Genomic DNA, 25,971 nt, shown 5'->3' on the forward strand with positions numbered 1-25,971 from the left:
GTCAATCCGATTCCACCCACGTTTCGCCGACTGTTTTCACGCGGATCGCCCGAATTGTGTGAGGCGGAGTGCGTGCGTCCGCGTCAGTCCCGGGCGGGAGACCTCGGAGCGCTGACCGTGGTACGGGGCGGGCGCCGCTGGGACGAGGTCCGGACGATCAGCTCCGTCGGTATCACCTGCTCGACGGGACGACCGGTGTCGATCCCCTCGATGGCGTCGATGAGCAGCTGGACGACGGCGGTGCCGATACGGCGCGGCTTGAGCGAGAGCGTCGTGATGGGCGGTTCGGTGGTCGCGTACACGGTGGACTCGCTGCAGCAGACCAGCAGCAGGTCCTCGGGCACCCGCAGGCCGTACCGCCGCGCGGCGGCCAGCAGATCGGTGCCGTTGGGGTCGAAGAGCCCGTACACCGCGTCGGGCCGGTCGGGCCGGGCGAGCAGCCGGTCGGCGGCGACGGCCCCGGCGCAGGGGTCGTGCGCGGGGTAGGACTCGTAGACGGGGTCCTGTCCGACGCGCTCGCACCAGCGCAGATACGCGGTGGTGGAGAGCCGGGTGTACGTGTCGGTGGTGGTCCCGGTGAGCAGCCCGATCCGGCGGGCGCCGGCCGCGGCGAGATGGTCGAGCAGATCGAGTACGGCGGCCTCGTGGTCGTTGTCGACCCAGGCGGTGACGGGGAGGGTGCCGGCCGGGCGGCCGTCGGAGACGACGGGCAGGCCCTGGCGGACGAGCTCGGTGACGACCGGGTCGTGGTCGGAGGGGTCGATGACGACGGTGCCGTCGAGTGCGACGTTCGACCAGAGGTCGTGGCGTGAGGTGGCGGGGAGGATGACGAGGGCGTAACCGCGGGCGAGCGCCGCGGAGGTCGCGGCCCGTGCCATCTCGGCGAAGTAGGCGAATTCGGTGAAGGTGAAAGGTTCATCCCCGTACGTGGTGACGGTCAGGCCGATCAGCCCTGACTTGCCGGTACGGAGGGTTCGGGCCGCGGCGGACGGGCGGTAGCCCAGCCGCTCGGCGACTTCTCGGACATGTCGGCGTGTGGCGTCGGGTAACCGCCCCTTGCCGTTGAGCGCGTCGGAGACGGTCGTGATGGAGACACCGGCTGCGGCGGCCACGTCCCGGATGCCCGCCCGACCTTGCCGGCTGCCCCGGCGGGATGTGTCCGTCCGGCTCACCTGGTGTTTCCCTGCTGGTGTCATGGCGAGCCGATAGTAGGGCTCATCAAGGTGGTGGGGCCGGTCGCATCTTCACCTCCCAAGAGTCACGTTTCTGCATGATCAACAACGCTCGAAAGACGTGGAAATCAAGGTCGTTGAGCGATTCAGTTGTTGTCTGTCAAGTGTGGAGCTGGATGGGCCTGGCGACTGTCCGATGTTTCGAAGAGGTCTCAACTCACCCCTACGGGTGACGCGCGCCACGGAGTGAGCCACCGGCGCGCGCCAGGTTCGCGAGCGCTCCCCCCATCGGAGCCCGGTCTTCCCGGGGCCGGCGGCGCCTCCCGGCCCGTGCCGGTCCGGGTCCGGGGCCCGGTTCCGGGGCGGTGGGACGGCCGCCGCCGAGCCCGCTCCCCGGAGGGGTATTCGCAGAGCCCGTCAATCCTCTTAAGGTGAGCAGTATTGGTACATCCGCATGAGATGGGCCGATCATGTGTACGGACCCCAGAGCGCCCGAGGAGGACCCGCGGTGAGCGACACGAGCCCGAAGCTGCGCGCCGAGCTTGACGGCATCCCGACCTACAAGCCCGGCAGGCCGGCCGCCGCGGGCGAGCCTGTCTCGTACAAGCTGTCGTCGAACGAGAACCCCTACCCGCCGCTCCCCGGCGTGATGGAGTCGGTGCTGGCATCGGCCGGGGCGTTCAACCGCTACCCCGACATGGCGTGCACCGGGCTGATCAGCGAGCTGGCCGACCGCTTCGAGGTGCCTGTCTCGCACGTCGCGACGGGCACGGGCTCCGTCGGCGTCGCCCAGCAGCTGCTCCAGGCCACCTCAGGCCCCGGCGACGAGGTGATCTACGCGTGGCGGTCCTTCGAGGCGTACCCGATCATCACGCAGATCACGGGCGCCGCGTCGGTGAGGGTGCCGCTGGACGCGGACGAGGTGCACGACCTGGACGCGATGGCGGACGCGATCACCGACCGGACACGGATGATCTTCGTCTGCAACCCCAACAACCCCACGGGCACCGTGGTCCGCCGGGCCGAGCTGGAGCGGTTCCTCGACCGGGTGCCGACGGACATCCTGGTGGTGCTGGACGAGGCGTACCGCGAGTTCATCCGTGCCGCCGAAGGTGGAGGAGGGGCTGTCCCCGACGGCGTGGAGATCTACCGGGAGCGCCCGAACGTGGCGGTGCTCCGGACCTTCTCCAAGGCGTACGGCCTGGCAGGCCTGCGGGTCGGCTTCGCCATCGCCCACGAGCGGGTGGCCGCCGCCCTGCGCAAGACCGCGGTGCCCTTCGGTGTGAGCCAGATCGCACAGGACGCGGCGGTGGCCTCGCTGCGCGCCGAGGACGAGCTGCTGGAGCGGGTGGCGGAGCTGGTCGGTGAGCGCGCCCGGGTCTGCGAGGCGCTGCGCGGCCAGGGCTGGACCGTGCCCGACACGCACGCCAACTTCGTGTGGCTGGGGCTGGGGGACCGTACGACCGATTTCGCGGTGGAGTGCGAGCGGGCGGGCGTGACGGTCCGGCCGTTCGCGGGCGAGGGCGTACGGGTCACGATCGGCGAGTACAAGGCGAACGACCTGTTCCTGCGGACGGCCGAGTCCTTCCGCAAGGAGATCTGAGCGGGCCCCACGGCGCGTGGTCACGGCGGGATGTTCGAAGGGGACCCCCCCCTTGAAGATCCGGTCGGGCCGTGCGCCATACTTTTGCTTGTGAATGTGAACGCGTTCACAAGCACGCTTGATGCTTCCTGTTTCGTCCGGTTCCTACCGGGACTTTCGGGACAGGTCGGAGCCCCCGGCGCGGGGCCGTAAGGAGAAGGAGAGAGACGACGTGGACATCGCACTGGCCCCCGAGACTCTCGCGCGATGGCAGTTCGGCATCACCACCGTCTACCACTTCCTCTTCGTCCCCCTCACGATCTCGCTCGCCGCGCTGACCGCCGGCCTGGAGACCGCCTGGGTGCGGACGTCGAACCCGAAGTACCTCAGGGCGACGAAGTTCTGGGGCAAGCTCTTCCTGATCAACATAGCCATGGGCGTCGTCACCGGCATCGTGCAGGAGTTCCAGTTCGGCATGAACTGGTCGGACTACTCCCGCTTCGTCGGCGACGTCTTCGGCGCCCCGCTCGCCTTCGAGGCACTGATCGCCTTCTTCTTCGAGTCCACCTTCATCGGACTGTGGATCTTCGGCTGGGACAAGCTGCCCAAGAAGATCCATCTGGCCTGCATGTGGATGGTCTCGATCGGCACGATCCTCTCCGCCTACTTCATCCTGGCGGCCAACTCCTGGATGCAGCACCCGGTCGGCTACCGCATCAACGAGGAGCGCGGCCGGGCCGAGCTGACCGACTTCTGGGCCGTACTGACGCAGAACACCGCACTCGCCCAGTTCTTCCACACCATGACGGCGGCCTTCATGGTCGGCGGCGCGTTCATGGTCGGCATCTCCGCCTTCCACCTCGCACGCCGTAAGCGCGAGGGGCATCAGCGGAACATCCCGGTGATGCGGACCTCGCTACGGCTCGGCCTGGTCACCCTGGTGACCGCCGGGCTGCTCACCGCCGTCAGCGGCGACACGCTCGGCAAGATCATGTACGAGCAGCAGCCGATGAAGATGGCCGCCGCCGAGGCCCTCTGGGACGGCGAGGCGCCCGCGCCCTTCTCGGTCTTCGCGTACGGGGACGTGGACAAGGGGCACAACAAGGTCGCCATCGAGATCCCCGGCCTGCTGTCCTTCCTCGCCCACAGCGACTTCGAGTCCTTCGTGCCCGGCATCAACGACGTGCAGAAGGCCGAGCAGGAGAAGTACGGGCCCGGCGACTACCGGCCCAACATCCCCGTCGCGTACTGGGGCTTCCGCTGGATGATCGGCTTCGGCATGGCGTCGCTGGGCATCGGCCTCCTCGGGCTCTGGCTGACCCGGCGGAGGTTCCTGCTGCCGAAGGCGATGCGGACCGGCGAGGACGAGGTGCCGAATCTCGTGCTCTTCCGCAACAAGGCGCTGAGCCCCCGGTTCGCCCATATGTACTGGCTCGTCGCCCTGTGGACGATGCTCTTCCCGTTGATCGCCAACTCCTGGGGCTGGATCTTCACCGAGACCGGCCGACAGCCCTGGGTCGTCTACGGGGTGCTGCGCACCGCCGACGCTGTCTCCCCCGGCACGTCGCAGGGCGAGGTGCTCACCTCGATGATCGTCTTCACCCTGCTCTACGCGGTGCTCGCCGTCGTCGAGGTCAAGCTGCTCGTGAAGTACGTCAAGGCGGGACCGCCCGACCTTGACGACGACGACCTCAACCCACCCACGAAGATCGGCGGCCACGACGCGAAGGACGCCGACCGCCCGATGGCCTTCTCGTACTGATGACTGATGACCGATGACGGATGACCGAGGACCGAGAGCTGAGGACTTGAGGAGCTGATGTGAGTCATGGAACTCCACGATGTCTGGTTCGTACTGATCGCCGTCCTGTGGACCGGCTACTTCTTCCTTGAGGGCTTCGACTTCGGGATCGGCGTCCTGACGAAGCTGCTCGCGCGGGACCGCAAGGAGCGAAGGGTCCTGATCAACACCATCGGGCCCGTCTGGGACGGCAACGAGGTGTGGCTGCTGTCGGCGGGCGGCGCGACCTTCGCCGCGTTCCCCGAGTGGTACGCCACCCTCTTCTCGGGCTTCTATCTGCCGCTGCTGGTCATCCTGGTCTGCCTCATCGTGCGCGGTGTCGCTTTCGAGTACCGCGCCAAGCGGCCCGAGGAGCGCTGGCAGCGCAACTGGGAACACGCGATCTTCTGGACCTCGCTGCTGCCAGCGGTGCTGTGGGGCGTGGCCTTCGGGAACATCGTGGGCGGCGTGAAGATCGACGCTGACATGGAGTACGTGGGGAACCTGGCCGATCTCCTCAACCCGTACGCGCTCCTCGGGGGGCTGGTGACCCTGACCCTCTTCACCTTCCACGGCGCGGTGTTCGCCGCGCTCAAGACGGTGGGGGACATCCGGGCGCGGGCGCGGAAGCTGGCGATCACGCTGGGGCTGTTCACGGCCGTGCCGGCGCTCGGGTTCCTCGGCTGGACGCAGCTCGACAGCGGTGACGGCGGGAGCCTGGCCGCGATGCTCGTCGCCGTGCTCGCGCTGGCCGGCGCGGTCGTGGCGATCAGGGCGGGGCGGGAGGGGTGGTCGTTCGCGCTGTCCGGTCTGACGATCGTGGCCGCCGTCGCGATGCTCTTCCTGACGCTCTTCCCGAACGTCATGCCGTCCTCGCTCAACGAGGAGTGGAGCCTGACGGTGACGAACGCGTCGTCGACGCCGTACACCCTGAAGATCATGACCTGGTGCGCGGGCATCGCGACGCCGCTGGTGCTGCTCTACCAGGGCTGGACGTACTGGGTCTTCCGCAAGCGCATCGGTACGCATCACATCGCGGACGCGCACTAGGCCCTGTCCGGCTGCTCGATCCGACAGACAGGCCCTGGAGCCGTCGTTGCTCTCGAACTGGTGGGTGGGTGTTTCACGTGAAACCGATCGATCCGCGTCTGCTGCGGTACGCACGGGCCACCCGGGGCTTCCTGGTGGCCGTGGTGGTCCTGGGACTGGCCGGTGCGGGGCTGGTCGTGGCCCAGGCGATGATCATCGCCGAGGTGGTGGTGGGGGCGTTCGAGGACGGACTCGACGTCTCCGGGCTCCGTACGCCACTCCTTCTGCTGGGCGCGGTCGCCGTCGGGCGCGGCCTGGTCGCCTGGCTGACGGAGTTGGCCGCGCACCGCGCGAGCGCGGCGGTCAAGTCAGAGCTGCGTGGGCGGCTGCTGGAGCGGGCCGCCGAACTGGGGCCGGGATGGCTGAGCGGGCAGCGCACCGGTTCGCTCGTCGCGCTGGCGACCCGTGGCGTGGACGCGCTGGACGACTACTTCGCGCGCTATCTGCCGCAGCTCGGGCTCGCGGTGGTGGTGCCGTTGGCGGTACTGGCGCGGATCGTCACCGACGACTGGGTGTCGGCGGGCGTCATCGTGCTCACCCTGCCGCTGATTCCGCTCTTCATGGTGCTCATCGGGTGGGCCACCCAGTCCCGGATGGACCGTCAGTGGCAGCTGCTGTCGCGGCTGTCGGGCCACTTCCTGGACGTGGTCGCCGGGCTGCCGACGCTGAAGGTCTTCGGGCGGGCGAAGGCGCAGGCGGAGTCGGTGCGGGAGATCACCTCCGCGTACCGGCGGGCCACCCTTCGTACGCTGCGCATCGCCTTCCTGTCGTCCTTCGCGCTGGAGCTGCTGTCGACCCTCTCGGTGGCGCTGGTCGCGGTGGGCATCGGGATGCGGCTGGTCCACGGGGACCTGGACCTCTACACGGGCCTGGTGGTGCTGATCCTGGCGCCGGAGGCGTATCTGCCGCTGCGGCAGGTGGGCGCGCAGTACCACGCGGCGGCGGAGGGTCTGGCGGCCGCGGAGGAGATCTTCGCGGTGCTGGAGACGGGGCCCTCGGGCTCGGGCGGAGGTGCTGACGTACCGGCCTCGCCGCGGCTGGAGCTGGAGGCCGTGACCGTCCGCCACGAAGGCCGTGCGGAACCGTCGTTGGACGCCGCCACGCTGGTGGTCGAGCCGGGGGAGACGGTCGCGCTGGTCGGCCCGAGCGGGGCAGGCAAGACGACGCTGCTGAACGTGCTGCTGGGCTTCACCGCACCGACCGAGGGCCGCGTACGGGTGGGCGGGAGAGACCTGTCGTCCCTGGACCTGGACCGCTGGCGCGAACAGATCGCCTGGGTGCCGCAGCACCCGTACCTCTTCGCGGGGACGATCGCCGAGAACGTACGCCTGGCCCGCCCGGACGCCGACGACGCCGCCGTACGCGACGCGCTGCGGGACGCGGGGGCGTACGACTTCACGGCCGCGCTCCCCCAGGGTGTGGACACCCCCCTGGGCGAGGACGGTACGGGCCTGTCGGCCGGGCAGCGCCGGCGCCTCGCCCTGGCCCGCGCCTTCCTCGCCGACCGCCCGCTGCTCCTGCTCGACGAGCCGACGGCGGCGCTGGACGGCGAGACGGAGGCGGGCATCGTGGACGCGGTCCGCCGACTGGCGGTGGGCCGCACGGTGGTGCTGGTGATCCACCGGCCCGCGCTGCTGTCGGTGGCGGACCGGGTGATCGAGCTGGGGGGAGGAGCGGCGGGTGTGGGCGTCGAGTCCGCTGTGGCTGCCCGTACGGGAGGCGCGGTCGGCGGGTCGGCGCGTGGGGGACCGGAGGCGGGCGCCGGGGGGCCCGGTGGCGACTCCGGTGCTGGTGCCGGTGGTCATCCTCTCGCCCGGACGCGTGCCGCCGTCGGGGCCCTGCGCGGGCGGTTCGTGCTGGCCCTGGTGCTGGGGAGCCTGGCCCTCGGGTCCGCCGTCGGGCTCATGGCCGTGTCCGGGTGGCTCATCTCCCGGGCGTCCGAGCAGCCGCCCGTTCTGTATCTGATGGTCGCCGTGACCGCGACCCGCGCCTTCGGGATCGGGCGCGCCGTCTTCCGGTACGCCGAACGCCTCGTGTCCCACGACGCGGTGCTGCGGATGCTCGCCGACCTCCGGGTCTCCGTCTACCGGCGGCTCGAACGCCTCGCCCCCGCCGGGCTGCGCGAGGCCCGGCGCGGTGACCTGCTCTCCCGGCTCGTCGCCGACGTCGACGCCCTCCAGGACTACTGGCTCCGCTGGCTGCTGCCCGTCGGCTCCGCCCTGCTCGTCGGCGCGGGCGCGGTCGGATTCACCGGCTGGCTGCTCCCCGAGGCGGGAGCGGTACTGGCCGTCGGCCTGCTCGCCGCGGGCGTCGGCGTGCCGCTGGTCAGCGGCGCCCGCGCGCGCCGCGCCGAGCGGCGACTCGCCCCCGCGCGCGGCCTGCTCGCGACCCGGATCGCCGAACTCCTCGACGGCTGCGCCGAACTGACCGTCGCCGGCGCCCTTCGGAGCCGTATCGCCGCGGCCCGCGACGCCGACGCGACGCTGACGGCCATCGCCTCGCGCGGCGCGACCGCCACCGCGCTCGGCGGCGGCCTGTCCGCGCTGATCTGCGGGCTGACCGTGGCGGCCGCCGCGTACGCCGGTGCGGGCGCCGTGCACGACGGGCGGCTCGCGGGTGTCGCGCTGGCCGTCGTCGTACTGACCCCGCTCGCCGCGTTCGAGGCGGTCGCCGGTCTGCCGCTCGCGGTGCAGTACCGGCAGCGGGCCGCGCGCGGCGCCGAGCGGGTGTACGAGGTGCTGGACGCGCCCGTGCCCGTACGGGAGCCCGAGCGTCCGGCCGCCGCTCCCGCGACGCCGTTCCCGCTGGAGGTACGGGGGCTCTCGGCCCGGTACGCGGGGCAGGAGAGCGACGCGCTGACCGGCATCGATCTGACGCTGACCGCCGGGAAGCGGGTGGCCGTCGTGGGACCCTCCGGCTCCGGCAAGACGACCCTCGCGCAGGTGCTGCTGCGCTTCCTGGACGCGCGCGAGGGCGGCGTACGGCTCGGTGGGACGGACGCGGCGGCGCTGGACGGCGACACGGTGCGGCGTTTCGTCGGGCTGTGCGAGCAGGACGCGCACCTCTTCGACAGTTCCGTACGCGAGAACCTCGCCCTCGCCCGCAAGGACGCGACCGAGGACGACCTCCGCGACGCCCTGCGCCGCGCCCGCCTGCTGGAGTGGGTCGACGCGCTGCCCGCCGGGCTGGACACCCACGTCGGCGAGCACGGCGCGCGGCTCTCCGGGGGCCAGCGGCAGCGCCTGGCGCTGGCCCGCGCGCTCCTGGCCGACTTCCCCGTCCTCGTATTGGACGAGCCGGCCGAACACCTCGACCTGCCGACGGCCGACGCGCTGACGGCGGACCTGCTGACGGTGACGGAAGGGCGTACGACGCTGCTCATCACCCACCGGCTCCAGGGTCTCGACGCGGTCGACGAGGTGATCGTGGTCGACGCCGGGCGGGTGGTGCAGCGCGGGCCGTACGCCGAGCTGGTGGCGGTGGAGGGGCCGCTGCGGAGGATGCGGGAGCGCGAGCGGGGGCCGGTGGGACTGATCGGCCAAGGCCCCCGACTTTCCACTCCACATAGGACTAACTAGTGTCAAAGACATGAAGGCGCCCGAACCTCAGGACTTCCCTCAGGACTTCCCTCAGGACGGTCCCGACGAGGGGACCGCCTCCGGCGACGCGGACGGCGACTCCGAGCGCCGACTCCAGAGCAGATCCACCGAGCTCACCGCCCGTGTCCCGCAGCTGCTCGAAGCCATGCGCTCCGTCGGTACCGGCCTCGAACTGCACTCCACCCTCGACCGGATCTGCGAGACGGCGGCCCGCCTCGTCGGCGCCCGCTACGCGGCGCTCGGTGTCGTCGACGAGGCGGGCGGCCCCCTCTCCGACTTCGTCACCTACGGCGTCGACGCGGATGTCGCGCGGCGGATCGGCCGCCGTCCGGACGGCCACAGTGGACTGCTCGGTGAGCTGATCCGCCATCCCGAACCCATTCGGCTCGCCGACCTCACCGCCGATCCGCGCGCGGTCGGATTTCCGCCGCACCATCCGCCGATGCGGACGTTTCTCGGCGTTCCCATCCGCGTCCAGGGCGAGATCCTCGGGAATCTCTATGTCACCGAGAAGCACGACGGCGCCGAATTCACCGAACACGACCAGCACATGATGCGCGTGCTCGCGACCGAGGCGGGCCTCGCCATCGGCAACGCGCGGCTGTACGAGGCGGCGCGGCAGCGCGAGCGCTGGATCGACGGTTCGGTGGCCGTCACGACGGCCCTGCTGACAGGAGAGGCAGCCGAGCCCGCGGACAGCGGTGAGCACACCGACGACGCCGAGCACGCCCACCACGTCGACGATGTCCACCATGCCCACCACGTCGATCACGCCCACCACGCCCTCACCGTCGTCGCCGAACAGGCCCGCAGGCTCGCCGAGTCGGCCGCGGGCTTCGTCCTGCTGCCCACGCCCGAGGGGGGACTGGAGGTCGTCGCCGTCTCGGCCGACGAGCCGGAGGATTTCATCGGCGCCCGGATCCCGGGCAACAGCCCCGTCGTCGCCCAACTGCTGGCCGGCGAGGCGGTGTACGTGGTGGACCCCAGCACCGACCCGCGCCTGGTCTCCCCGCTGTCCGCCCGTTTCGGCCCGGCCATGCTGCTGCCCCTGCACAGCGACGGCCGGGTGCTCGGCGTACTCGTCACACCCCGCGCGATCGGCGCCCGCCCCTACACCGAGGCGGAGCGCACCCTCGCGACCCAGTTCGCCTCGCAGGCCGCTCTCGCGCTGATGATGGCCGAGGCACAGCGCGACCGGGAACGGCTCGCGGTGTTCGAGGACCGCGACCGCATCGCCCGCGACCTCCACGACCTGGTCATCCAGCGCCTGTTCGCCGCCGGGATGACGCTGGAGACCGCGCAGCGGCGGTCGGACGTGCCCGAGGTGCGTTCGGGTGTGGGCAGGGCCGTCGACGAACTGGACGTCACCATCCAGGAGATCCGTACGGCCATCTTCGCCCTGCAACAGGGCCCGGCCGAGGCGCCGTCCGGACTGCGCACCCGTGTACTGCGCGAGATCAACATGGCGGCCGTACCGCTCGGCTTCAAACCCGGCCACCGCTTCGTGGGCGCGGTCGACTCGGCCGTCGGCGAACTCACCGGCAAGAACCTCATCGCGGCCCTCCGCGAGGCGCTGTCCAACACCTTCCGGCACGCGCGCGCATCACGTATCCACGTCACGCTCGACGCGAACGCCGAACTGCCCGACGGCACTCCGGCCGTACGGCTGTCGGTCGCCGACGACGGCGTGGGCATCCCGGAGGGCGGCAGGCGCAGTGGCCTGCGCAATCTGCGCCGGCGCGCCGAGTCGCTGGGCGGGTCGAGCGAGGTCGGGCCGGGCCTGGGCGAGAACGGCGCGGGTACGACGGTGATCTGGCAGGCCCCGCTCTAGTGACCTGCATCAAAGATTCCCTGGTGGTTCGAGGCGTCTCGTCGAGTCGGGTCCAGTGGACTGCGACCCAGGTCAGTGGCAGCCGAGCCCCACCAGCTCGCTGGCGAGAACTACCGAAGAATCTCCGACTCGGGTCACTGGCGCGGGTCGGGCTTCCGCGCCCGTACGCGCGCGACCAGCTGCTCGATGATGACGGCGACACCGTCCTCGTTGTTCGCCACGGTGCGCCCCGACGCCGCCGCGATCACATCCGGATGCGCGTTGCCCATCGCGTACGACGTACCGGCCCACGCCAGCATCTCCACGTCGTTCGGCATGTCCCCGAAGGCCACGACCTCGTCGGAGGAGATGCCGCGCTCGGCGCAGCAGAGCGCGAGCGTGCTCGCCTTGCTGACCCCGAGCCCGCTGATTTCGAGCAGCGCGGTGGGGCTGGAACGCGTGAAGGAGGCCAGCTGCCCGGCGGCGGTACGGGCCAGTGTGAGGAAACCGTCGGGCGTCAGGGTCGGGTGGTGCGCCAGCAGCTTCACGACCGCGTCGCCGGCGCCGTCCTCCGCCTCCTGAAGCAGCTTCTCGGCGGGGGCCACGTGCGCACCCGGGTCGTTGATGAAGGGCGGGTACTCCGGCTCGTAGTCGAAGCTCCCCGTCGTCTCGACGGCGAAGACCGTGCCGGGCGCCGCGTCACGCAGCGCCTGTACGACGTCGATCGCGGCGGACCGGTCCAGGCCCCGCACCTTGACCAGCTCTCCGCCACCGCGCAGATCGACGACGACGGCGCCGTTGGCACAGATGGCCAGCCCATGCCGGTGCACATGATCGCTGACGATCCCCATCCACCGGGCCGGCCGCCCGGTGACGAAGAAGACCTCGATCCCGGCCTCCTCGGCGGCGGCAAGCGCGGCGACGGTGCGGTCCGAGACGGTCTTGTCGTCGCGCAGCAACGTTCCGTCAAGATCGGTGGCGATCAGCCGGGGGCGGGCGGGGAGCGAGGACTCGCTAGCTGAGGTCACCTGTCCATACTCCCGCACAGGTGTGCACGGGGGTGCGGAGGGGCGCACATCTGAGACCTCTCACGCCCTGAAGTCGCCCTCCGGTTACTGCGGCGGGCGGTCAGGCGCCGAGCTGGGCGGAAGCCTCGGTGGCGATCTTCTCGAAGACGGCCTGGTCGGCGGCGAAGTCCGAATCGGGGATGGGCCAGTGGACGACCAGCTCCGTGAAACCGAGATCCTGATGCCGGCCCGCGAAGTCGACGAACCGGTCCAGGGACTCAAGGGGGCGGGCGCGGTCCGGGGTGAAGCCGGTGAGCAGGATCTTTTCCAGCCCGGTGACATCCCGCCCGGCCTCCGCGCACGCGTTGCCGAGCTTCCCGATCTGGCCGCGGATGGCCTCCACCGACTGGGCCGGGGTGCCCTCCTCGTACAGACTCGGGTCACCGGTGGTCACCCACGCCTGGCCGTACCGGGCGGCGAGCCTCAGCCCGCGCGGGCCGGTCGCGGCGACCGCGAAGGGGAGCCGGGGGCGCTGGACGCAGCCGGGGATGTTCCGGGCCTCGACGGCGGAGTAATGGGTGCCGTGCCGGGTGACCGCGTCCTCGGTGAGCAACTGATCAAGAAGAGACAGGAATTCCCCGAGCCGGTCGGCCCGTTCACGCGGACTCCATGCCTCCTGGCCCAGGGCGGTGGCGTCGAACCCGCTCCCGCCCGCGCCGATGCCCAGGGTGATCCGGCCGCCGGAGACATCGTCCAGGGAGATCAGCTCCTTGGCGAGGGTGACCGGATGCCGGAAGTTGGGCGAGGTGACGAGGGTCCCCAGCCGAAGCCGCTCCGTGACGACCGCGGCGGCGGTGAGTGTGGGCAGCGCACCGAACCACGGGCCGTCCCGGAAGGTCCGCCAGGACAGATGGTCGTACGTGTAGGCGGCGTGGAAGCCCAGCTCCTCGGCGCGCTGCCACTTCGCGCGACCTCCCCGGTGCCAGCGGTCGACAGGAAGGATCACGGTGCTCAGACGCAGACTCATGCTCCGAGCCTACGTCCGCCTTTCCGGCGGCCGAGGCGGCGGTCTCCTCGCGCGGCTCAGGCGCTGAAGCGGAGGTAGCGCGGGGGTACGGCGTCGGCCAGCCAGACGCCGTTGGTGCTGACCCGGAAGACGTGGCCGTCGCGGTGCATCGCCGCCGCGTCCACCGGCAGGACGATCGGGCGGCCGCGGCGGGCGCCGACGCGGGTGGCTGTCTCGCGGTCGGGAGAGAGATGGACGTGGTGGCGGTTCATGGGGCGCAGGCCCTCGGTGCGGATCGCGTCGAGGCTGCGGGCGACCGTGCCGTGGTAGAGGTACGCGGGCGGCTCGGCCGGGGGCAGGTCCAGGTCGACCTCGACCGTGTGGCCCTGGTTGGCGCGGATCCTGGTGCCTTCGATCGTGAAGCGCTGCTTGTCGTTGACGGCCACGACGTGGTCGAGCTCGGCGCGGGTGATGGGGAAGCGGTGGTCGGCAGTGGCGCGGAGCAGGGCGTCGACTTCCACCCAGCCGTTCGGGTCGAGCGTGAGGCCGATGCGTCCGGGCTGGTGGCGCAGGTGTTTCGAGAGGTATTTCGACACCTTCACGGTGCGTCGTTCGTCGGGCGTTCCCGCGCCCGGTGTGTGTGTTCGGGTCATTCGCACAGCGTGCCCGGTGGCGTCGGGCGGGCGCCACTCATTTCGGTCCGGTCCGGGGGCGCTTCGATCCGATCCAAAAACGATCAGTGCTGAAATGTTTGATCCACAGTCAACTCGGGTTATCCACAAGCCATTTGGCGAATCTGTGGACAACGGATGCCTGAATTAACCTATTTGGTCAAGTTGGGTGTTCTGTCTGTGGGTTGCGGTGAGCATGTCCAACGTTCTTGCCCGCACCTCCCGTTCGGTGGCCGCCGCGATGAACGCCGGGACGCTCTCCTCCCCAACGAGCCGCTGGACCGCGTCGATCGTCCCGGCCGGGAGCGCCACGGACCGGGTCTCGGCTCCTGACGGCTCCGGGTCCTCCGGCATCAGGTGCTTCTGGAGATGCCGGGTCGCGAACAGCCGCATGGCGCGCGCCAGTTCGGCGTCGACGGTCTGACGGGCGAGCGGGCGCAGCCGTCGTACGAGCGAGGCCGCTTCGGCCGCGTCCGTGTCCATCGGCGGGCGATGGCCCAGATACCGCGCGAAGACGTGCTCGGTCGTGAACTCCAGGAAACGCGCGGCGATGTGCTCGACCTGCCCGCGAAGTTCCCGCAGATGGGACGAGATCGCGGACAGCGGCACCCCGGCCGCGTACAACTCGGCCGCCACCGCCAGCTCTTGAGGGCTCGGTACGAGGAACTCGTCGTCCCGCCCGGGGATCCGCTCCAGCACCCCCAGCTCCACCGCCTCGGCGAGCGCCGCCTCGTCGGGGGAACCGCCGAACCGCTCGTCCAGCTCCGCGCGGGTGATCCGGCCGGCCCGCTCGTCGGTCCACGGTCCGTGCACCTCGGCGACCAGGCCCAGCACCCCGCCCAGACCTCGCCCGGCGTCCCACGCCTCCAGCAGTTCCTTGATGGACGCCAGCGTGTAGCCCCGGTCGAGGAGGTCCGCGATCTGCCGCAGCCGGGCCAGGTGCGGGTCCCCGTACACATTGGCCCGGCCCCGCCGCTCCGGGGCGGGAAGCAGCCCGCGGTCCTGGTAGCCGCGGATGGTCCGGACGGTGGCTCCGCTCGCGTGCGCCAGGTCCTCGATCCGGTACCGACCCCCGGCCGGGGGCAGCGACGTCCCCGAGTCCTCCGACACGCTCACTCCTCCCACGGCCCCGGCACGCCCCTATCCCAGCGCCGCGCGGCCGACCGCTCCGGCGGCAGCGCGGGCCGCGGGCGAGGTCGCGAGATAGTCGACGGCCCTGCGGAGCGAGCCTTCCTGCGAGGGATGGTACGACCGCCGGAAGTACCGGGGCACCGCGGCGCCCAGCTCGCCCCACGTAGGCAGCAGGCCCTTGGCCACGGCGCGGTTGTGCTCGCGCAGCGAGTAGCGCAGCCGGCCCGCGAGCCGCGGGTCGTGCCGGATCAGATACGCCGCCCCGCGCGCCCAGAACCAGAGCATCACCGGCGCCGCGACGGCCATCGTCTCCACCCGACGGGCATAGCGCACCGGATCGGGGCCGCCGCAGTGCTGGTACATGTCGAAGGCCACCGACCGGTGTTCGACCTCCTCGGCGCCGTGCCAGCGCAGCAGGTCGAGCATGACCTCGTCCGCCCCCGCCCGGTCCAGCGCGTCCGCGCGCAGCACCCAGTCCCCCAGGACCGCCGTGAACTGCTCGATCGCGGCGACGATCCCCAGCCGGAAGCGCAGCCAGCTTCCCGGTGGCCACGGCGGCCCGAACGGCGGCTTCTCGCCGAGGAGTATCTCGAAGAGGTGGTCGACGTGCCGCGTGTACGGCTCGGTGTCCAGCCGCTGCTCCGCGAGGTGGTTCAGCACATACGCGTGCTGCACGCTGTGCGTCGCCTCCTGGCCCATGAACCCCTTGACGTCCTTGAGCAGCACCGGGTCCCGAACCAGCGGCAGGGCTTCTTTGAAGACCTTGACGAACCAGCGCTCGCCGGCGGGGAGCAGCAGATGCAGCACGTTGATGACGTGCGTGGCGGTGGGTTCGTCCGGTATCCAGTGAAGCGGCGTCTCCCGCCAGTCGAAAGACACCCGCCGGGGAGCGATCACATAGGGCCCGTCGGCCGCGGCGCTTTCCTCCGGGGCCCGGGACTTCGGGGCTTCTCCGCCCCGGTTCGCGGCTTCCGCGTCCCGGTTCACAGCGGCGGGTCCAGACGGGCGATCGCGCGCAGCGTCCTGGGCGCGAAGCGGGACAGCAGCCGGGCACCCCGGGCTTCCGGCGTGACCGGTACGACGGCCTCGTTGCGGACCACGGCTCGCAGGATCGCGTCGGCGACCTTCTCCGGAGGGTAGTTGCGCAGCCCGTACAGCCTGGCGGTCCGCTTCCGCCGTCGCTTCTCCTCCTCCGCCGAGACTCCGGTGAACCGCGCGGTGGCCGTGATGTTGGTGTTCACGAAGCCGGGACAGATCACGCTGACACCGATGTCCTGTCCGGCGAGCTCCGCGCGCAGGCACTCGCTGAGCATCAGCACCGCCGCCTTGGAGGTGCTGTAGGCGGGCAGCGCGCGCGACGGCTGATAGGCCGCCGCCGACGCGGTGTTGACGATGTGTCCGCCCTCGCCGCGCGCCGCCATCTGCCCGCCGAATATCCGGCACCCGTGGATGACGCCCCAGAGATTGACGTCCAGGACCTTCCTCCAGTCCTCGCTCGTGGTGTCCAGGAACGCCCCGGAGAGCCCGATCCCCGCGTTGTTCACCAGCACGTCCACCGTGCCGCACTCGGTGGCGACCTTTTCGGCCAGCTTCTCCATCGCCTCCTCGTCACTGACGTCGACGGTCTCGGCCCATGCCCGCGGGGCACCGATCAGCCGGGCCATCTCGGCGGTCCTGGCGACCCCTTCGGCGTCGCGGTCGACCGCGACGACCCGGGCGCCCGACTCGGCGAACGCGAACGCCGTGGCCCGCCCGATGCCGCTCGCCGCCCCCGTCACCAGGACCAGCTGCCCGCCGAACCGCTCTCCGTAGGGCCCGCTCGCCACCAGGTCCCGTGCCCGGCGTGCCCGGCTCTCCCGACGGGCCTTCTCCGCCGGCCCGAGCGCCACGCCCCCCAGCACCGCGCCCCCGAGCGCCACGCCCTCCGCCCCGGTCTCCGGTTCGGGCTCGTGGGCCGTGACGAAGTCCGTGATCCAGGAGGCCAGTTGTTCCGGTCGCGTACGCGGCACCCAGTGCTTGGCGGGGAGCGTACGGCGCACCAGCTGCGGCACCCACCGCTCCAGATCGTCGTAGAGCCGCTCGGAGAGGAAGGCGTCCCCGGTCGGGGTGATCAGCTGGACGGGTGCGTGCGCGTGCGCGTCGGTGCGCGGTCTGCTCAGCCGGGCGTGGATGTTGTCCCGGTAGAGCCAGGTGCCGTGCGCGGCGTCGTCCGGCAGCGAGGCCGTCGGATACGCGTCGAGCTGCTGCCCGCTCCCGGATTCCGCCCCGCCGCCCGGTGCCAGGGGCCGCCGCCCCGACGGGACTTTCTCGAACCGCTCCAGAAGCCTCGGCCACTGTCTCCCCAGCGGCCCGCGCCACGCGAGCTCGGGAAGCACCGGCGTATGCAGCAGATACACGTACCAGGACTTGGCTCCCTGGCCCAGCAGTTGGCCCAGCGCGCGCGGGGTGGGCCGGGTCATCCGCCGCTTGATCCAGTGTCCGAAGTGGTCCAGCGACGGCCCCGACATCGAGGTGAAGGAGGCGATACGGCCCGACGTGCGCCGTACGGTCACGAACTCCCAGCCCTGCACGGACCCCCAGTCGTGCCCCACCAGATGGACCGGCCGGTGCGGGCTCACCGCGTCGGCGACCGCCAGGAAGTCGTCCGTCAGCTTCTCCAGGGTGAAGCCGCCGCGCAGCGGCTTCGGCGCCGTCGACCCGCCGTGCCCCCGGACGTCGTACAGCACCACGTGGAACCGCTCGGCGAGCCGCCCCGCGACCTGGGACCAGACCTCCTTGCTGTCCGGATAGCCGTGCACGAGCAGAACCGTCGGCCGCGCCGGGTCACCCAGCTCGGCCACGCACAGATCGATCCCGCCCGTGCGCACCCGGCGCTCACGCACCACCACGGGGCCGCCCGACGGCGACGGAACAGACTGAAGCGACATCACGCACCCTTCGCCCAACGCCGCACATGCGGCAGATCGTCATCCAGCCAGAACGCGCTCTCGGCCGGGTCCCCGGAGTCGGTGACCACCAGGATCTCCTCGAACTTGGCGCCCGTACCCCGGAATCCGAGGTGCGGCTCGACCGCCCACAGCCCGGGTCTCGGCGGGTGGTCGGAGAATCTGTACGGGCTCCACAGCGGCGACCAGCCGTCCCGGTGTCCGTGCAGCGCGTCGCTCGCCAGGCCCTTGAGCGCCTGCGTACCGAAGCCGAGAACATGAGGTGACCAGCGCCGGTCCTTCACGCGGTCGATCTTGTGGGCGATCACCCCGAAGGGGTAGGCCCGGTGTCTGTTCTCGTACCCCTGCCGGACCATCAGCCGGTCCACGTCCTCGTAGATCTCCCGCAGCGACCGCCGCTCCCGTACCTCGCGCAACAGCAGCTCACGGTGCGCCCGGAGATCGGCGAGCAGTTTGTCGTGCAGCGGATTGGGCCCCAGACAGCCCGAGTAGCCGACATCGGCGGTGAAACCCCCGTGGACCGGGGCCATGTCGAGGATGAACGGCATGCCCTCCGCCAGCCTGCGGTTGGTGGGGAAGAACTGGAGCGGGATCCGGAACCCTGTGAAGGCCGTGCGGTCCCCGAACCAGGCGAAGGGCAGATGGAACCAGTCGCGCACGCCGCGCGCCCGCAGCCAGTCGCGCTGCATCCGGGCGGCCTCGCGCTCCGTGACACCCGGCCGCAGACGTGCGGCCACCGCTTCGGCGCACTCGTAGGCCAACCGCTGCACGGATCTGAATCCCCGCAGCTCCGCGGCCTGTTCGGCCCTCACCGCTGAAGCCATGTCACCCCTCCGTGCCGATCGCGGACGCGCCGCCTGATCACGGCGTCCGAATCACGGCGCCCGATCGCGCCGCCCGATAGCGGTACGCGTCCGTAACTTGACACTGATGAATGTGACAATGTCCGGCGGCTGCGTCAAGGGGCCGGCCAAGCCTGTGGATAACCTCCCCGACCCGGAACCTTCGGCTTAACTTTTTATGCTGCCCTTACGGGTCCGTACGCCTCAAGGGGGACCCCGAGACAGCCGCCAGGGCTGACGTCCGCTGTGGTGTGCGCCACTACCGTCTTCAACGTGACTGTGATCGCCACTGAAGGCCTGAGTAAGCGGTTCCCCCGGGTAACCGCGCTTGACCGGCTCTCCTTGGACATCGGACCGGGCGTGACCGGTCTGGTGGGTGCCAACGGAGCCGGCAAGTCCACCATGATCAAGATCCTGCTGGGTCTGTCCCCCGCCACGGAAGGCCGGGCCGCCGTGCTCGGGTTCGACGTCGCCACCGACGGCGCCGCCATCCGCGAGAGCGTCGGATACATGCCCGAGCACGACTGCCTGCCGCCCGATGTCTCGGCGACCGAACTCGTCGTCCACATGGCGCGCATGTCCGGCCTCCCTCCGACCGCCGCCCGTGAACGCACCGCGGACACGCTGCGCCACGTCGGCCTGTACGAGGAGCGGTACCGCCCCATCGGCGGCTACTCGACCGGCATGAAGCAGCGCGTCAAACTCGCGCAGGCATTGGTCCACGACCCCAAACTCGTCCTCCTCGACGAGCCGACGAACGGCCTCGACCCCGTCGGCCGCGACGAGATGCTCAACCTGATCCGCCGCGTGTACACGGAGTTCGGCATCTCCGTCCTCGTGACCTCGCACCTCCTCGGCGAGCTCGAACGCACCTGTGACCACGTCGTCGTCATCGACGGCGGCAAGCTGCTGCGCTCCAGCTCCACGAGTGACTTCACGCAGAACACGGCGACGCTCGCCGTCGAGGTCACCGACACCGACACCCACCCGGACGGCACCCGCGCCCTGCGCGAGGCCCTCACTGCGGCCGGGCTCTCGCTCCATGTGGGCGAGGAGGACGGGCTCCCCGGCGCCGGCCACATCCTGCTCATCGAGGCGACGGGCGAGGAGACGTACGACGTCGTACGCGACACCGTCGCCGAACTCGGCCTCGGCCTCGTACGGATGGAACAGCGCCGCCACCACATCGCGGAGGTCTTCCGCGCCAAGGACGCCGCGCGGGAATCCGCGCGTGACGCCCGGACGGCCACCGGCGACGGGCAGGCCGTACCGGCACAGCCGGGCACCGCGGAATTCGCACTTCAGAAGGGAGGCGGCAGCGATGAGCGCTGATCTCACCCAGATCCACAACATCGGCTACCGCAACTACGACGGTCCGCGGCTCGGCCGCGCCTACGCCCGCCGCTCCCTCTACTCGCAGTCCCTGCGCGGCTCCTACGGCCTCGGCCGGTCCGCCAAGTCCAAGATCCTTCCGATGATCCTGTTCGCCGTGATGTGCGTGCCCGCGGCCATCATGGTCGCCGTCGCCGTCGCCACCAAGTCGAACGACCTGCCGGTCGAGTACACGCGGTACGCGATCTTCACCCAGGCCCTCATCGCCCTCTACCTCGCCGCCCAGGCGCCGCAGGCCGTCTCGCGCGACCTGCGCTTCAAGACGGTGCCGCTGTACTTCTCGCGCCCGATCGAGCGCTTCGACTACGTCATCGCCAAGTACGGCGCGATGGCCTCCGCCCTCTTCATCCTGACCGCCGCACCGCTCCTGGTCCTCTACATCGGCTCGCTGCTCGCCAAGATGGACTTCGTCGACCAGACGAAGGGCTTCGGACAGGGACTCGTCTCGGTGGCACTTCTCTCGCTGCTCTTCGGCGGACTCGGCCTGGTGATGGCCGCCCTCACCCCGCGCCGCGGCTTCGGTGTCGCCGCCGTGATCGCCACGCTGACCATCACCTACGGCGCCGTCTCCACCGTCCAGGCGATCGCCTTCGAGACCGGATCGTCCGGCGCCGTCCAGTGGCTCGGCCTCTTCTCACCCATCACGCTCATCGACGGCGTACAGACCGCGTTCCTCGGTGCCACCACGTCGTTCCCCGGCTCGGCAGGTCCCTCGGCCGGTGTCGGAGTCGTCTATCTGCTGGTCGTTCTCGCGCTCATCCTCGGCTCGTACGCCGTCCTCATGCGCCGTTACCGGAAGGTCGGGCTGTGACCACCATCAACATCGAGCACGCGTCGCGCTGGTTCGGCAACGTGGTCGCCGTCAACGATGTGACGATGACCGTCGGCCCCGGCGTCACCGGACTGCTCGGACCGAACGGCGCGGGCAAGTCCACGCTCATCAACATGATGGCCGGCTTCCTGTCGCCCTCCAACGGAAGCGTCACCCTCGACGGCGACACGATCTGGCGCAACGAGTCCATCTACCGCCAGGTCGGCATCGTCCCCGAACGCGAGGGGATGTACGACTTCCTCACCGGGCTCGACTTCGTCGTCGCCAACGCCGAACTGCACGGCCTCGGTAAGAAGGCGGCCCAGAAGGCACTCGCCACCGTCGAGATGGAGTACGCGCAGGACCGCAAGATCGCGACGTACAGCAAGGGCATGCGGCAGCGCGTGAAGATGGCGTCCGCCCTCGTCCACGAACCGTCCGTGCTGCTCCTCGACGAGCCCTTCAACGGCATGGACCCGCGCCAGCGCATGCAACTGATGGGCCTGCTGCGGCGGATGGGCGACTCAGGCCGCACCGTCCTGTTCTCCTCGCACATCCTTGAGGAGGTCGAGCAGCTGGCCTCGCACATCGAGGTGATCGTCGCGGGCCGGCACGCCGCCTCCGGCGACTTCCGCAAGATCCGCAGGCTGATGACCGACCGGCCGCACCGCTATCTCGTACGGTCCAGCGACGACCGCGTCCTCGCCGCCGCGCTGATCGCCGACCCCTCGACGGCCGGCATCGAGGTCGACCTCACCGAGGGCGCGCTGCGCATCCAGGCCGTCGACTTCGGGCGCTTCACCGAGCTGCTGCCGAGGGTCGCCCGTGAGCATTCCATCCGGCTGCTCACGGTCTCGCCGTCCGACGAGTCCCTCGAATCGGTCTTCTCGTACCTCGTAGCGGCCTGAGCGGCCTTGACAAGGAGCTGTGACGTCCATGTACCACCCCACAGTCGCCCGGCTCACCTACCGGGCCCTGCTCGGCCGGCGCCGGGCCGCCGTCCTCCTCATCCTGCCGGCGCTGCTGATCCTCATCGCCGTGGCCGTGCGGGCCTTCAACGGCGTGGACGACCAGATCGCCTCGGACGTCCTGGGCGGCTTCGCCCTCGCGACGATGATCCCGCTGATCGGCGTGATCGCCGGAACGGGCGCCATCGGCCCCGAGATCGACGACGGATCGATCGTCTACCTGCTGGCGAAGCCGGTCACCCGCCCCTCGATCATCTTCACCAAGCTGATCGTCGCGATCTCCGTGACCATGGTGTTCTCCGCGGTCCCCACCTTCATCGCCGGAATGATCCTCAACGGCAACGGCCAGCAGATCGCGGTGTCGTACACCATCGCCGCGCTGGTCGCCTCCATCGCCTACAGCGCGCTGTTCCTGCTGCTCGGCACGGTCAGCCGGCACGCGGTCGTCATCGGCCTCGTCTACGCGCTGGTGTGGGAGACGCTGTTCGGCAGCCTGGTCGCCGGCGCGCGGACGCTCAGCGTCCAGCAGTGGTCCCTGGCGGTCGCCGAGAAGACCAGCGGCGAGGGCATGATCACCTCGGACGTCGGACTGCCGCTGGCCATCGTGCTGCTGGTCGGCGTGACGGCGGTCGCGACCTGGTACGCGGGGCAGAAGCTTCGGACGCTGACACTCGCCGGCGAGGAGTGAGCGGGGGTTTCCCACCGCCGTACGTGAGTGTGCGCGACGCCGCGACCCCCTCCCTCCGGGTGGGGGTTGCCGCGTAACTGTACGTTTATCGGCTCGTTGTTCCGTCTGCGTGGAGGCAACTGGAGTCCGTGACGTCGAGCGTTCGTGAAACTGGGGATTGCCGGTGCCGGATCGAAAGCCGCACCGGTCATTGAGTGAGTAGCCACCGTGAGCCGACCTCCGCCCCTGAAGCCCGGGGTGAGGGCCGCCCATCACCGGTTCACGAATGGAAGGCACACCCATGCCATCGGAAGTCACCCTGGTCGAGTCGCGCACCATGCGCGTCGAGCATCTGGGGAGCGTCGAAGCGCTCGACAAGGTGAAGGCTTTGGTCATGCTGCCGGACGGTATGCACAACACGACAGAGGGAGTCGCGCGCTACTTCGAAGTATCCACAGACGTCATCAGGCAGTTGACAGCGCGCCACCGCGCGGAGCTGGCCGAGAATGGGATGCAGGTCCTGCGCGGTCCTGACCTGCGTGAATATCAGAGTGACAACATGTCACTCTCATCCGGAAGTGATGGAAGTTATCCACAGAGGCGCTCCGGCCTCACGCTCTACACCCGCCGGGCCGTCCTCAACATCGCGATGCTCCTTCGCGACAGCGACATCGCCCGACGCGTCCGTACGTACCTCCTCGACGCCGAGGAAGGCTGGCGCGAGGGGTACGCGTCGCTCGACCGGCGCGTCACCGACGTGGAGTCCTGCCTCGGTGGGGTCGGTGTGGCGCTCCAGGAGCTGGGGCCGGTTCTGAACCGGATGTCGTACCGGCTCGACAGCCTGGACCGGCGGCTCGACGCCACCAACCAGGTCGTCGCGGCGATCAGCAACCGGCTGTGCCGGATGTCCGAGGACATCAACCGCGTGGATGCCAGGGTGGACGATGTCGTCCATCAGCTGAAGGATCTGCGCCGCGGCCGTAAGCGCCGCTGACCCTCCGGCAGGCTCGCGTCCGTCCGCGGCACTTTCGCGGGCGGACGCGGGCCGTACACGGGCTTTCCGGGGCATGTCACGAATAACTCGGTGGCGCCGAACTCCCGCCCCGGTGCACAGTGGTGGTGGCAGGTACCACTGGACCGGGAGAGGAGCGCGGCGATGACCAGTAGTTCGAGTCCGTCGAGTTCCCGACAGGGCAGTCCCGACCCGGCACCGGAGTAACCACTTCCGCTCCGTGCGGCCGACGGTGACCCGCCCAAGGGGGCGGTCGCTTCGAGCGCGCGTCCGCGCGGACCGCCCCCTCCCCACTCCCGTGAGCACACCCCGCCTCAGTGGTGCCGCAGCAGCTTCTCCAGCACCACCGCGATGCCGTCGTCGTCGTTCGACGCCGTCACCTCGTCCGCCACCGCCTTCAGCGCCTCGTGCGCGTTGGCCATCGCCACGCCGTGCCGCGCCCAGCCGAACATCGGTATGTCGTTGGGCATGTCGCCGAACGCGATCGTGTCGGCCGCGGTCACACCGAGCCGCCGCGCGGCCAGTGAGAGCCCCGTCGCCTTGCTCAGGCCCAGCGGCAGGATCTCCACGACGCCCGGCCCCGCCATCACCACGGCGACCATGTTCCCGACGGTCTCCTGCGCGACCCTCGCCAACTCGTCGTCGCTCAGCCGCGGGTGCTGGATGTAGACCTTGTTGATCGGCGCGGTCCACATCTCGGCGGGATCGTCCAGGAAGAGCGCGGGCAGCGGGCCGTCCTGCACCCGGTATCCGGGCCCGATCAGTACGTCGCCGTCGAGACCGTCACGGCTCGCGGCCAGCGCCAGCGGGCCGACCTCAGCCTCGATCTTCGACAGCGCGAGGACGGCCACCTGACGGTCCAGGGTCACCGACGTCAGCAGTCTGTGCTCGCCGGCGTGGTAAACCTGCGCGCCCTGGCCACAGACCGCCAACCCGTCGTACCCGAGATCGTCGAGGATGGCCCGCGTCCACGGCACCGCCCGCCCGGTGACGATGATGTGCGCGGCGCCCGTCTCCGTGGCGGCGGCGAGGGCGGCACGCGTCCGCGCGGAGACCTCGTGGTCCTCGCGCAGCAGTGTGCCGTCGAGGTCGGTCGCGACGAGCTTGTACGGAAAGGCGGAGGCGGAAGCGGCCACCGGGCCGGCGGCGGGGGCGGAGCTCACTTGGCGATCGGCTCCAGCGTCTCGCGCCCGCCCAGGTACGGACGCAGCACCTCCGGCACCCACACGGAACCGTCCGCCTGCTGGTGGTTCTCCAGCAGTGCCACGATCGTGCGCGTGACGGCGCAGAGGGTGCCGTTCAGCGTCGAGAGCGGCTTCACCTGCTGCTTGCCGTCCTGCGCCGCACGCATCCGTACGGAGAGCCGACGGGCCTGGAAACCGTCGCAGTTGGACGCCGACGTCAGCTCGCGGTACTTGCCCTGCGCCGGGATCCACGCCTCGCAGTCGAACTTGCGCGAGGCCGAGGCACCCAGGTCGCCCGTCGCCACGTCGATCACCTGGAAGGGCAGCCCGAGGCCGCTGAGCCACTGCTTCTCCCACTCCAGCAGCCGCGCGTGCTCGGACTCGGCGTCCGCCGGGTCGACGTACGAGAACATCTCGACCTTGTCGAACTGGTGCACCCGGAAGATGCCCCGGGTGTCCTTGCCGTACGTCCCCGCCTCACGGCGGAAGCACGGGGAGAAGCCCGCGTACCGCAGGGGCAGCTTGTCGGCGTCGATGATCTCGTCCATGTGGTACGCCGCGAGGGGCACCTCCGACGTACCGACCAGGTAGAAGTCGTCCTTCTCCAGGTGGTACACGTTCTCCGCCGCCTGGCCGAGGAAGCCCGTGCCCTCCATCGCGCGCGGGCGCACCAGCGCGGGGGTCATCATCGGGATGAAGCCGGCCTCGGTGGCCTGCGCGATCGCCGCGTTCACCAGGGCGAGTTCGAGCAGGGCGCCGACGCCCGTCAAGTAGTAGAAGCGCGAGCCGGAGACCTTCGCGCCGCGCTCCATGTCGATGGCGCCGAGCGCCTCGCCGAGCTCCAGGTGGTCCTTGGGCTCGAACCCCTCGGCGGCGAAGTCGCGCGGCGTGCCGACCGTCTCCAGGACGACGAAGTCCTCCTCGCCGCCCACGGGCACGTCGGGGTGCACGATGTTGCCCAGCTGGAGGAGCAGCCGCCTGGCCTCCTCGTCGGCCTCGTGCTGTTCCGCGTCGGCCGCCTTCACGGCCGCGGACAGCTCGCGCGTGCGGGCGAGCAGCTCGGCTTTCTCTTCGCCGCTGGCCTTGGACACGAGTTTGCCGAGCGACTTCTGCTCGGAACGCAGCTCGTCGAAGCGGACGCCGGAGGCCCTTCGCCGCTCGTCGGCGGAGAGCAGGGCGTCGACGACGCCGACGTCCTCTCCACGGGCGCGCTGCGAGGCGCGGACACGGTCGGGGTCGTCTCGGAGCAGGCGAAGGTCAATCACCCCACCAGGCTACCGGTGCGGGGTTCCGCCACCCCACC

20 protein-coding genes are annotated in these 25,971 nt (G+C 70.5%); 10 read left to right on the forward strand and 10 right to left on the reverse strand.

From position 1 onward, the window contains the following. Window positions 1-83: 83 nt before the first annotated feature. On the reverse strand, window positions 84-1,196 hold the full coding sequence (locus ACIBBB_RS26830; protein WP_398986263.1) for a LacI family DNA-binding transcriptional regulator: 1,113 nt from the start codon (window positions 1,194-1,196) through the stop codon (window positions 84-86). Between the two features lie 484 nt (window positions 1,197-1,680). On the opposite strand from ACIBBB_RS26830, the gene hisC reads away from it, so the two are divergent. From hisC to ACIBBB_RS26855, 5 genes are all read left to right on the forward strand, one after another. Beyond that, window positions 1,681-2,775, forward strand: a complete 1,095-nt coding sequence (gene hisC / locus ACIBBB_RS26835) for a histidinol-phosphate transaminase (RefSeq protein WP_398986265.1) — start codon at window positions 1,681-1,683, stop codon at window positions 2,773-2,775. A gap of 211 nt (window positions 2,776-2,986) precedes the next feature. After that, window positions 2,987-4,516 (forward strand): cytochrome ubiquinol oxidase subunit I, encoded by a 1,530-nt coding sequence (locus ACIBBB_RS26840; protein WP_398986267.1) that lies wholly within the window; start codon window positions 2,987-2,989, stop codon window positions 4,514-4,516. A 66-nt stretch (window positions 4,517-4,582) separates the two neighbouring features. Beyond that, window positions 4,583-5,584, forward strand: coding sequence for a cytochrome d ubiquinol oxidase subunit II (gene cydB / locus ACIBBB_RS26845; protein ID WP_398986269.1), 1,002 nt, complete (start codon window positions 4,583-4,585; stop codon window positions 5,582-5,584). A 77-nt stretch (window positions 5,585-5,661) separates the two neighbouring features. After that, window positions 5,662-9,201: a thiol reductant ABC exporter subunit CydD gene (gene cydD / locus ACIBBB_RS26850; protein WP_398986271.1), complete on the forward strand. Its 3,540-nt coding sequence runs from the start codon at window positions 5,662-5,664 to the stop codon at window positions 9,199-9,201. 10 nt (window positions 9,202-9,211) lie between these two features. Next, entirely contained in the window at window positions 9,212-11,053 is a 1,842-nt protein-coding gene (locus ACIBBB_RS26855) for a GAF domain-containing sensor histidine kinase (protein ID WP_398986273.1), read from the forward strand. A 134-nt stretch (window positions 11,054-11,187) separates the two neighbouring features. On the opposite strand, the gene ACIBBB_RS26860 is transcribed toward ACIBBB_RS26855, so the two are convergent. The 7 genes from ACIBBB_RS26860 to ACIBBB_RS26890 form a co-directional block, all read right to left on the reverse strand. Next, entirely contained in the window at window positions 11,188-12,060 is an 873-nt protein-coding gene (locus ACIBBB_RS26860; RefSeq protein WP_398986275.1) for a Cof-type HAD-IIB family hydrolase, read from the reverse strand. Window positions 12,061-12,160: 100 nt separating this feature from the next. Then, window positions 12,161-13,066 carry an LLM class flavin-dependent oxidoreductase gene (locus tag ACIBBB_RS26865; RefSeq protein ID WP_398986278.1) on the reverse strand — a complete coding sequence of 302 codons (906 nt, stop codon included), beginning with the start codon at window positions 13,064-13,066 and terminating at the stop codon, window positions 12,161-12,163. Between the two features lie 56 nt (window positions 13,067-13,122). Then, a complete protein-coding gene (locus ACIBBB_RS26870; protein WP_398986280.1) occupies window positions 13,123-13,698 on the reverse strand; it encodes an RNA 2'-phosphotransferase in 576 nt (191 codons plus the stop codon). Between the two features lie 165 nt (window positions 13,699-13,863). Beyond that, window positions 13,864-14,826, reverse strand: a complete 963-nt coding sequence (locus tag ACIBBB_RS26875; protein WP_398986282.1) for a MerR family transcriptional regulator — start codon at window positions 14,824-14,826, stop codon at window positions 13,864-13,866. Between the two features lie 30 nt (window positions 14,827-14,856). Beyond that, a complete protein-coding gene (locus ACIBBB_RS26880) occupies window positions 14,857-15,744 on the reverse strand; it encodes a metal-dependent hydrolase (protein WP_398986460.1) in 888 nt (295 codons plus the stop codon). Between the two features lie 86 nt (window positions 15,745-15,830). After that, complete coding sequence (locus tag ACIBBB_RS26885) at window positions 15,831-17,774, reverse strand: SDR family oxidoreductase (protein ID WP_398986284.1); 1,944 nt, start codon at window positions 17,772-17,774, stop codon at window positions 15,831-15,833. Further along, entirely contained in the window at window positions 17,774-18,616 is an 843-nt protein-coding gene (locus ACIBBB_RS26890; protein ID WP_398986286.1) for a M24 family metallopeptidase, read from the reverse strand. Before ACIBBB_RS26890 ends, ACIBBB_RS26885 begins: the two co-directional genes overlap by 1 nt. A gap of 264 nt (window positions 18,617-18,880) precedes the next feature. On the opposite strand from ACIBBB_RS26890, the gene ACIBBB_RS26895 reads away from it, so the two are divergent. The 5 genes from ACIBBB_RS26895 to ACIBBB_RS26915 all read left to right on the forward strand — a co-directional run bounded on the left by ACIBBB_RS26895 (window position 18,881) and on the right by ACIBBB_RS26915 (window position 23,466). Further along, window positions 18,881-19,966, forward strand: a complete 1,086-nt coding sequence (locus ACIBBB_RS26895; protein ID WP_398986288.1) for an ABC transporter ATP-binding protein — start codon at window positions 18,881-18,883, stop codon at window positions 19,964-19,966. Then, window positions 19,956-20,837 (forward strand): ABC transporter permease, encoded by an 882-nt coding sequence (locus ACIBBB_RS26900; RefSeq protein ID WP_398986290.1) that lies wholly within the window; start codon window positions 19,956-19,958, stop codon window positions 20,835-20,837. The genes ACIBBB_RS26895 and ACIBBB_RS26900 overlap by 11 nt, the downstream gene beginning before the upstream one ends. After that, on the forward strand, window positions 20,834-21,745 hold the full coding sequence (locus ACIBBB_RS26905) for an ABC transporter ATP-binding protein (protein ID WP_398986292.1): 912 nt from the start codon (window positions 20,834-20,836) through the stop codon (window positions 21,743-21,745). The genes ACIBBB_RS26900 and ACIBBB_RS26905 overlap by 4 nt, the downstream gene beginning before the upstream one ends. A gap of 28 nt (window positions 21,746-21,773) precedes the next feature. Beyond that, entirely contained in the window at window positions 21,774-22,493 is a 720-nt protein-coding gene (locus tag ACIBBB_RS26910) for an ABC transporter permease subunit (protein WP_398986294.1), read from the forward strand. 280 nt (window positions 22,494-22,773) lie between these two features. Beyond that, window positions 22,774-23,466, forward strand: coding sequence for a hypothetical protein (locus ACIBBB_RS26915; protein ID WP_398986296.1), 693 nt, complete (start codon window positions 22,774-22,776; stop codon window positions 23,464-23,466). A 332-nt stretch (window positions 23,467-23,798) separates the two neighbouring features. On the opposite strand, the gene ACIBBB_RS26920 is transcribed toward ACIBBB_RS26915, so the two are convergent. Together ACIBBB_RS26920 and serS are read right to left on the reverse strand one after the other, a co-directional pair. Continuing rightward, on the reverse strand, window positions 23,799-24,647 hold the full coding sequence (locus tag ACIBBB_RS26920) for an HAD family hydrolase (protein ID WP_398986298.1): 849 nt from the start codon (window positions 24,645-24,647) through the stop codon (window positions 23,799-23,801). After that, complete coding sequence (gene serS, locus ACIBBB_RS26925; protein WP_398986300.1) at window positions 24,644-25,933, reverse strand: serine--tRNA ligase; 1,290 nt, start codon at window positions 25,931-25,933, stop codon at window positions 24,644-24,646. The genes ACIBBB_RS26920 and serS overlap by 4 nt, the downstream gene beginning before the upstream one ends. Between the last annotated feature and the right edge of the window lie 38 nt (window positions 25,934-25,971).

The sequence above is a fragment of the Streptomyces sp. NPDC051217 genome (assembly GCF_044455465.1).
Lineage (GTDB): Bacteria > Actinomycetota > Actinomycetes > Streptomycetales > Streptomycetaceae > Streptomyces.

Excerpts from the sequence above, each read along its gene's own strand:
- ACIBBB_RS26830 (WP_398986263.1), bottom strand. The coding sequence starts at position 1,196 with ATGACACCAGCAGGGAAACACCAGGTGAGCCGGACGGACACATCCCGC.
- cydB (WP_398986269.1), top strand. The coding sequence starts at position 4,583 with ATGGAACTCCACGATGTCTGGTTCGTACTGATCGCCGTCCTGTGGACC.
- ACIBBB_RS26855 (WP_398986273.1), top strand. The coding sequence starts at position 9,212 with ATGAAGGCGCCCGAACCTCAGGACTTCCCTCAGGACTTCCCTCAGGAC.
- ACIBBB_RS26865 (WP_398986278.1), bottom strand. The coding sequence starts at position 13,066 with ATGAGTCTGCGTCTGAGCACCGTGATCCTTCCTGTCGACCGCTGGCAC.
- ACIBBB_RS26870 (WP_398986280.1), bottom strand. The coding sequence starts at position 13,698 with ATGACCCGAACACACACACCGGGCGCGGGAACGCCCGACGAACGACGC.
- ACIBBB_RS26885 (WP_398986284.1), bottom strand. The coding sequence starts at position 17,774 with ATGTCGCTTCAGTCTGTTCCGTCGCCGTCGGGCGGCCCCGTGGTGGTG.
- ACIBBB_RS26890 (WP_398986286.1), bottom strand. The coding sequence starts at position 18,616 with ATGGCTTCAGCGGTGAGGGCCGAACAGGCCGCGGAGCTGCGGGGATTC.
- ACIBBB_RS26900 (WP_398986290.1), top strand. The coding sequence starts at position 19,956 with ATGAGCGCTGATCTCACCCAGATCCACAACATCGGCTACCGCAACTAC.
- ACIBBB_RS26910 (WP_398986294.1), top strand. The coding sequence starts at position 21,774 with ATGTACCACCCCACAGTCGCCCGGCTCACCTACCGGGCCCTGCTCGGC.
- ACIBBB_RS26915 (WP_398986296.1), top strand. The coding sequence starts at position 22,774 with ATGCCATCGGAAGTCACCCTGGTCGAGTCGCGCACCATGCGCGTCGAG.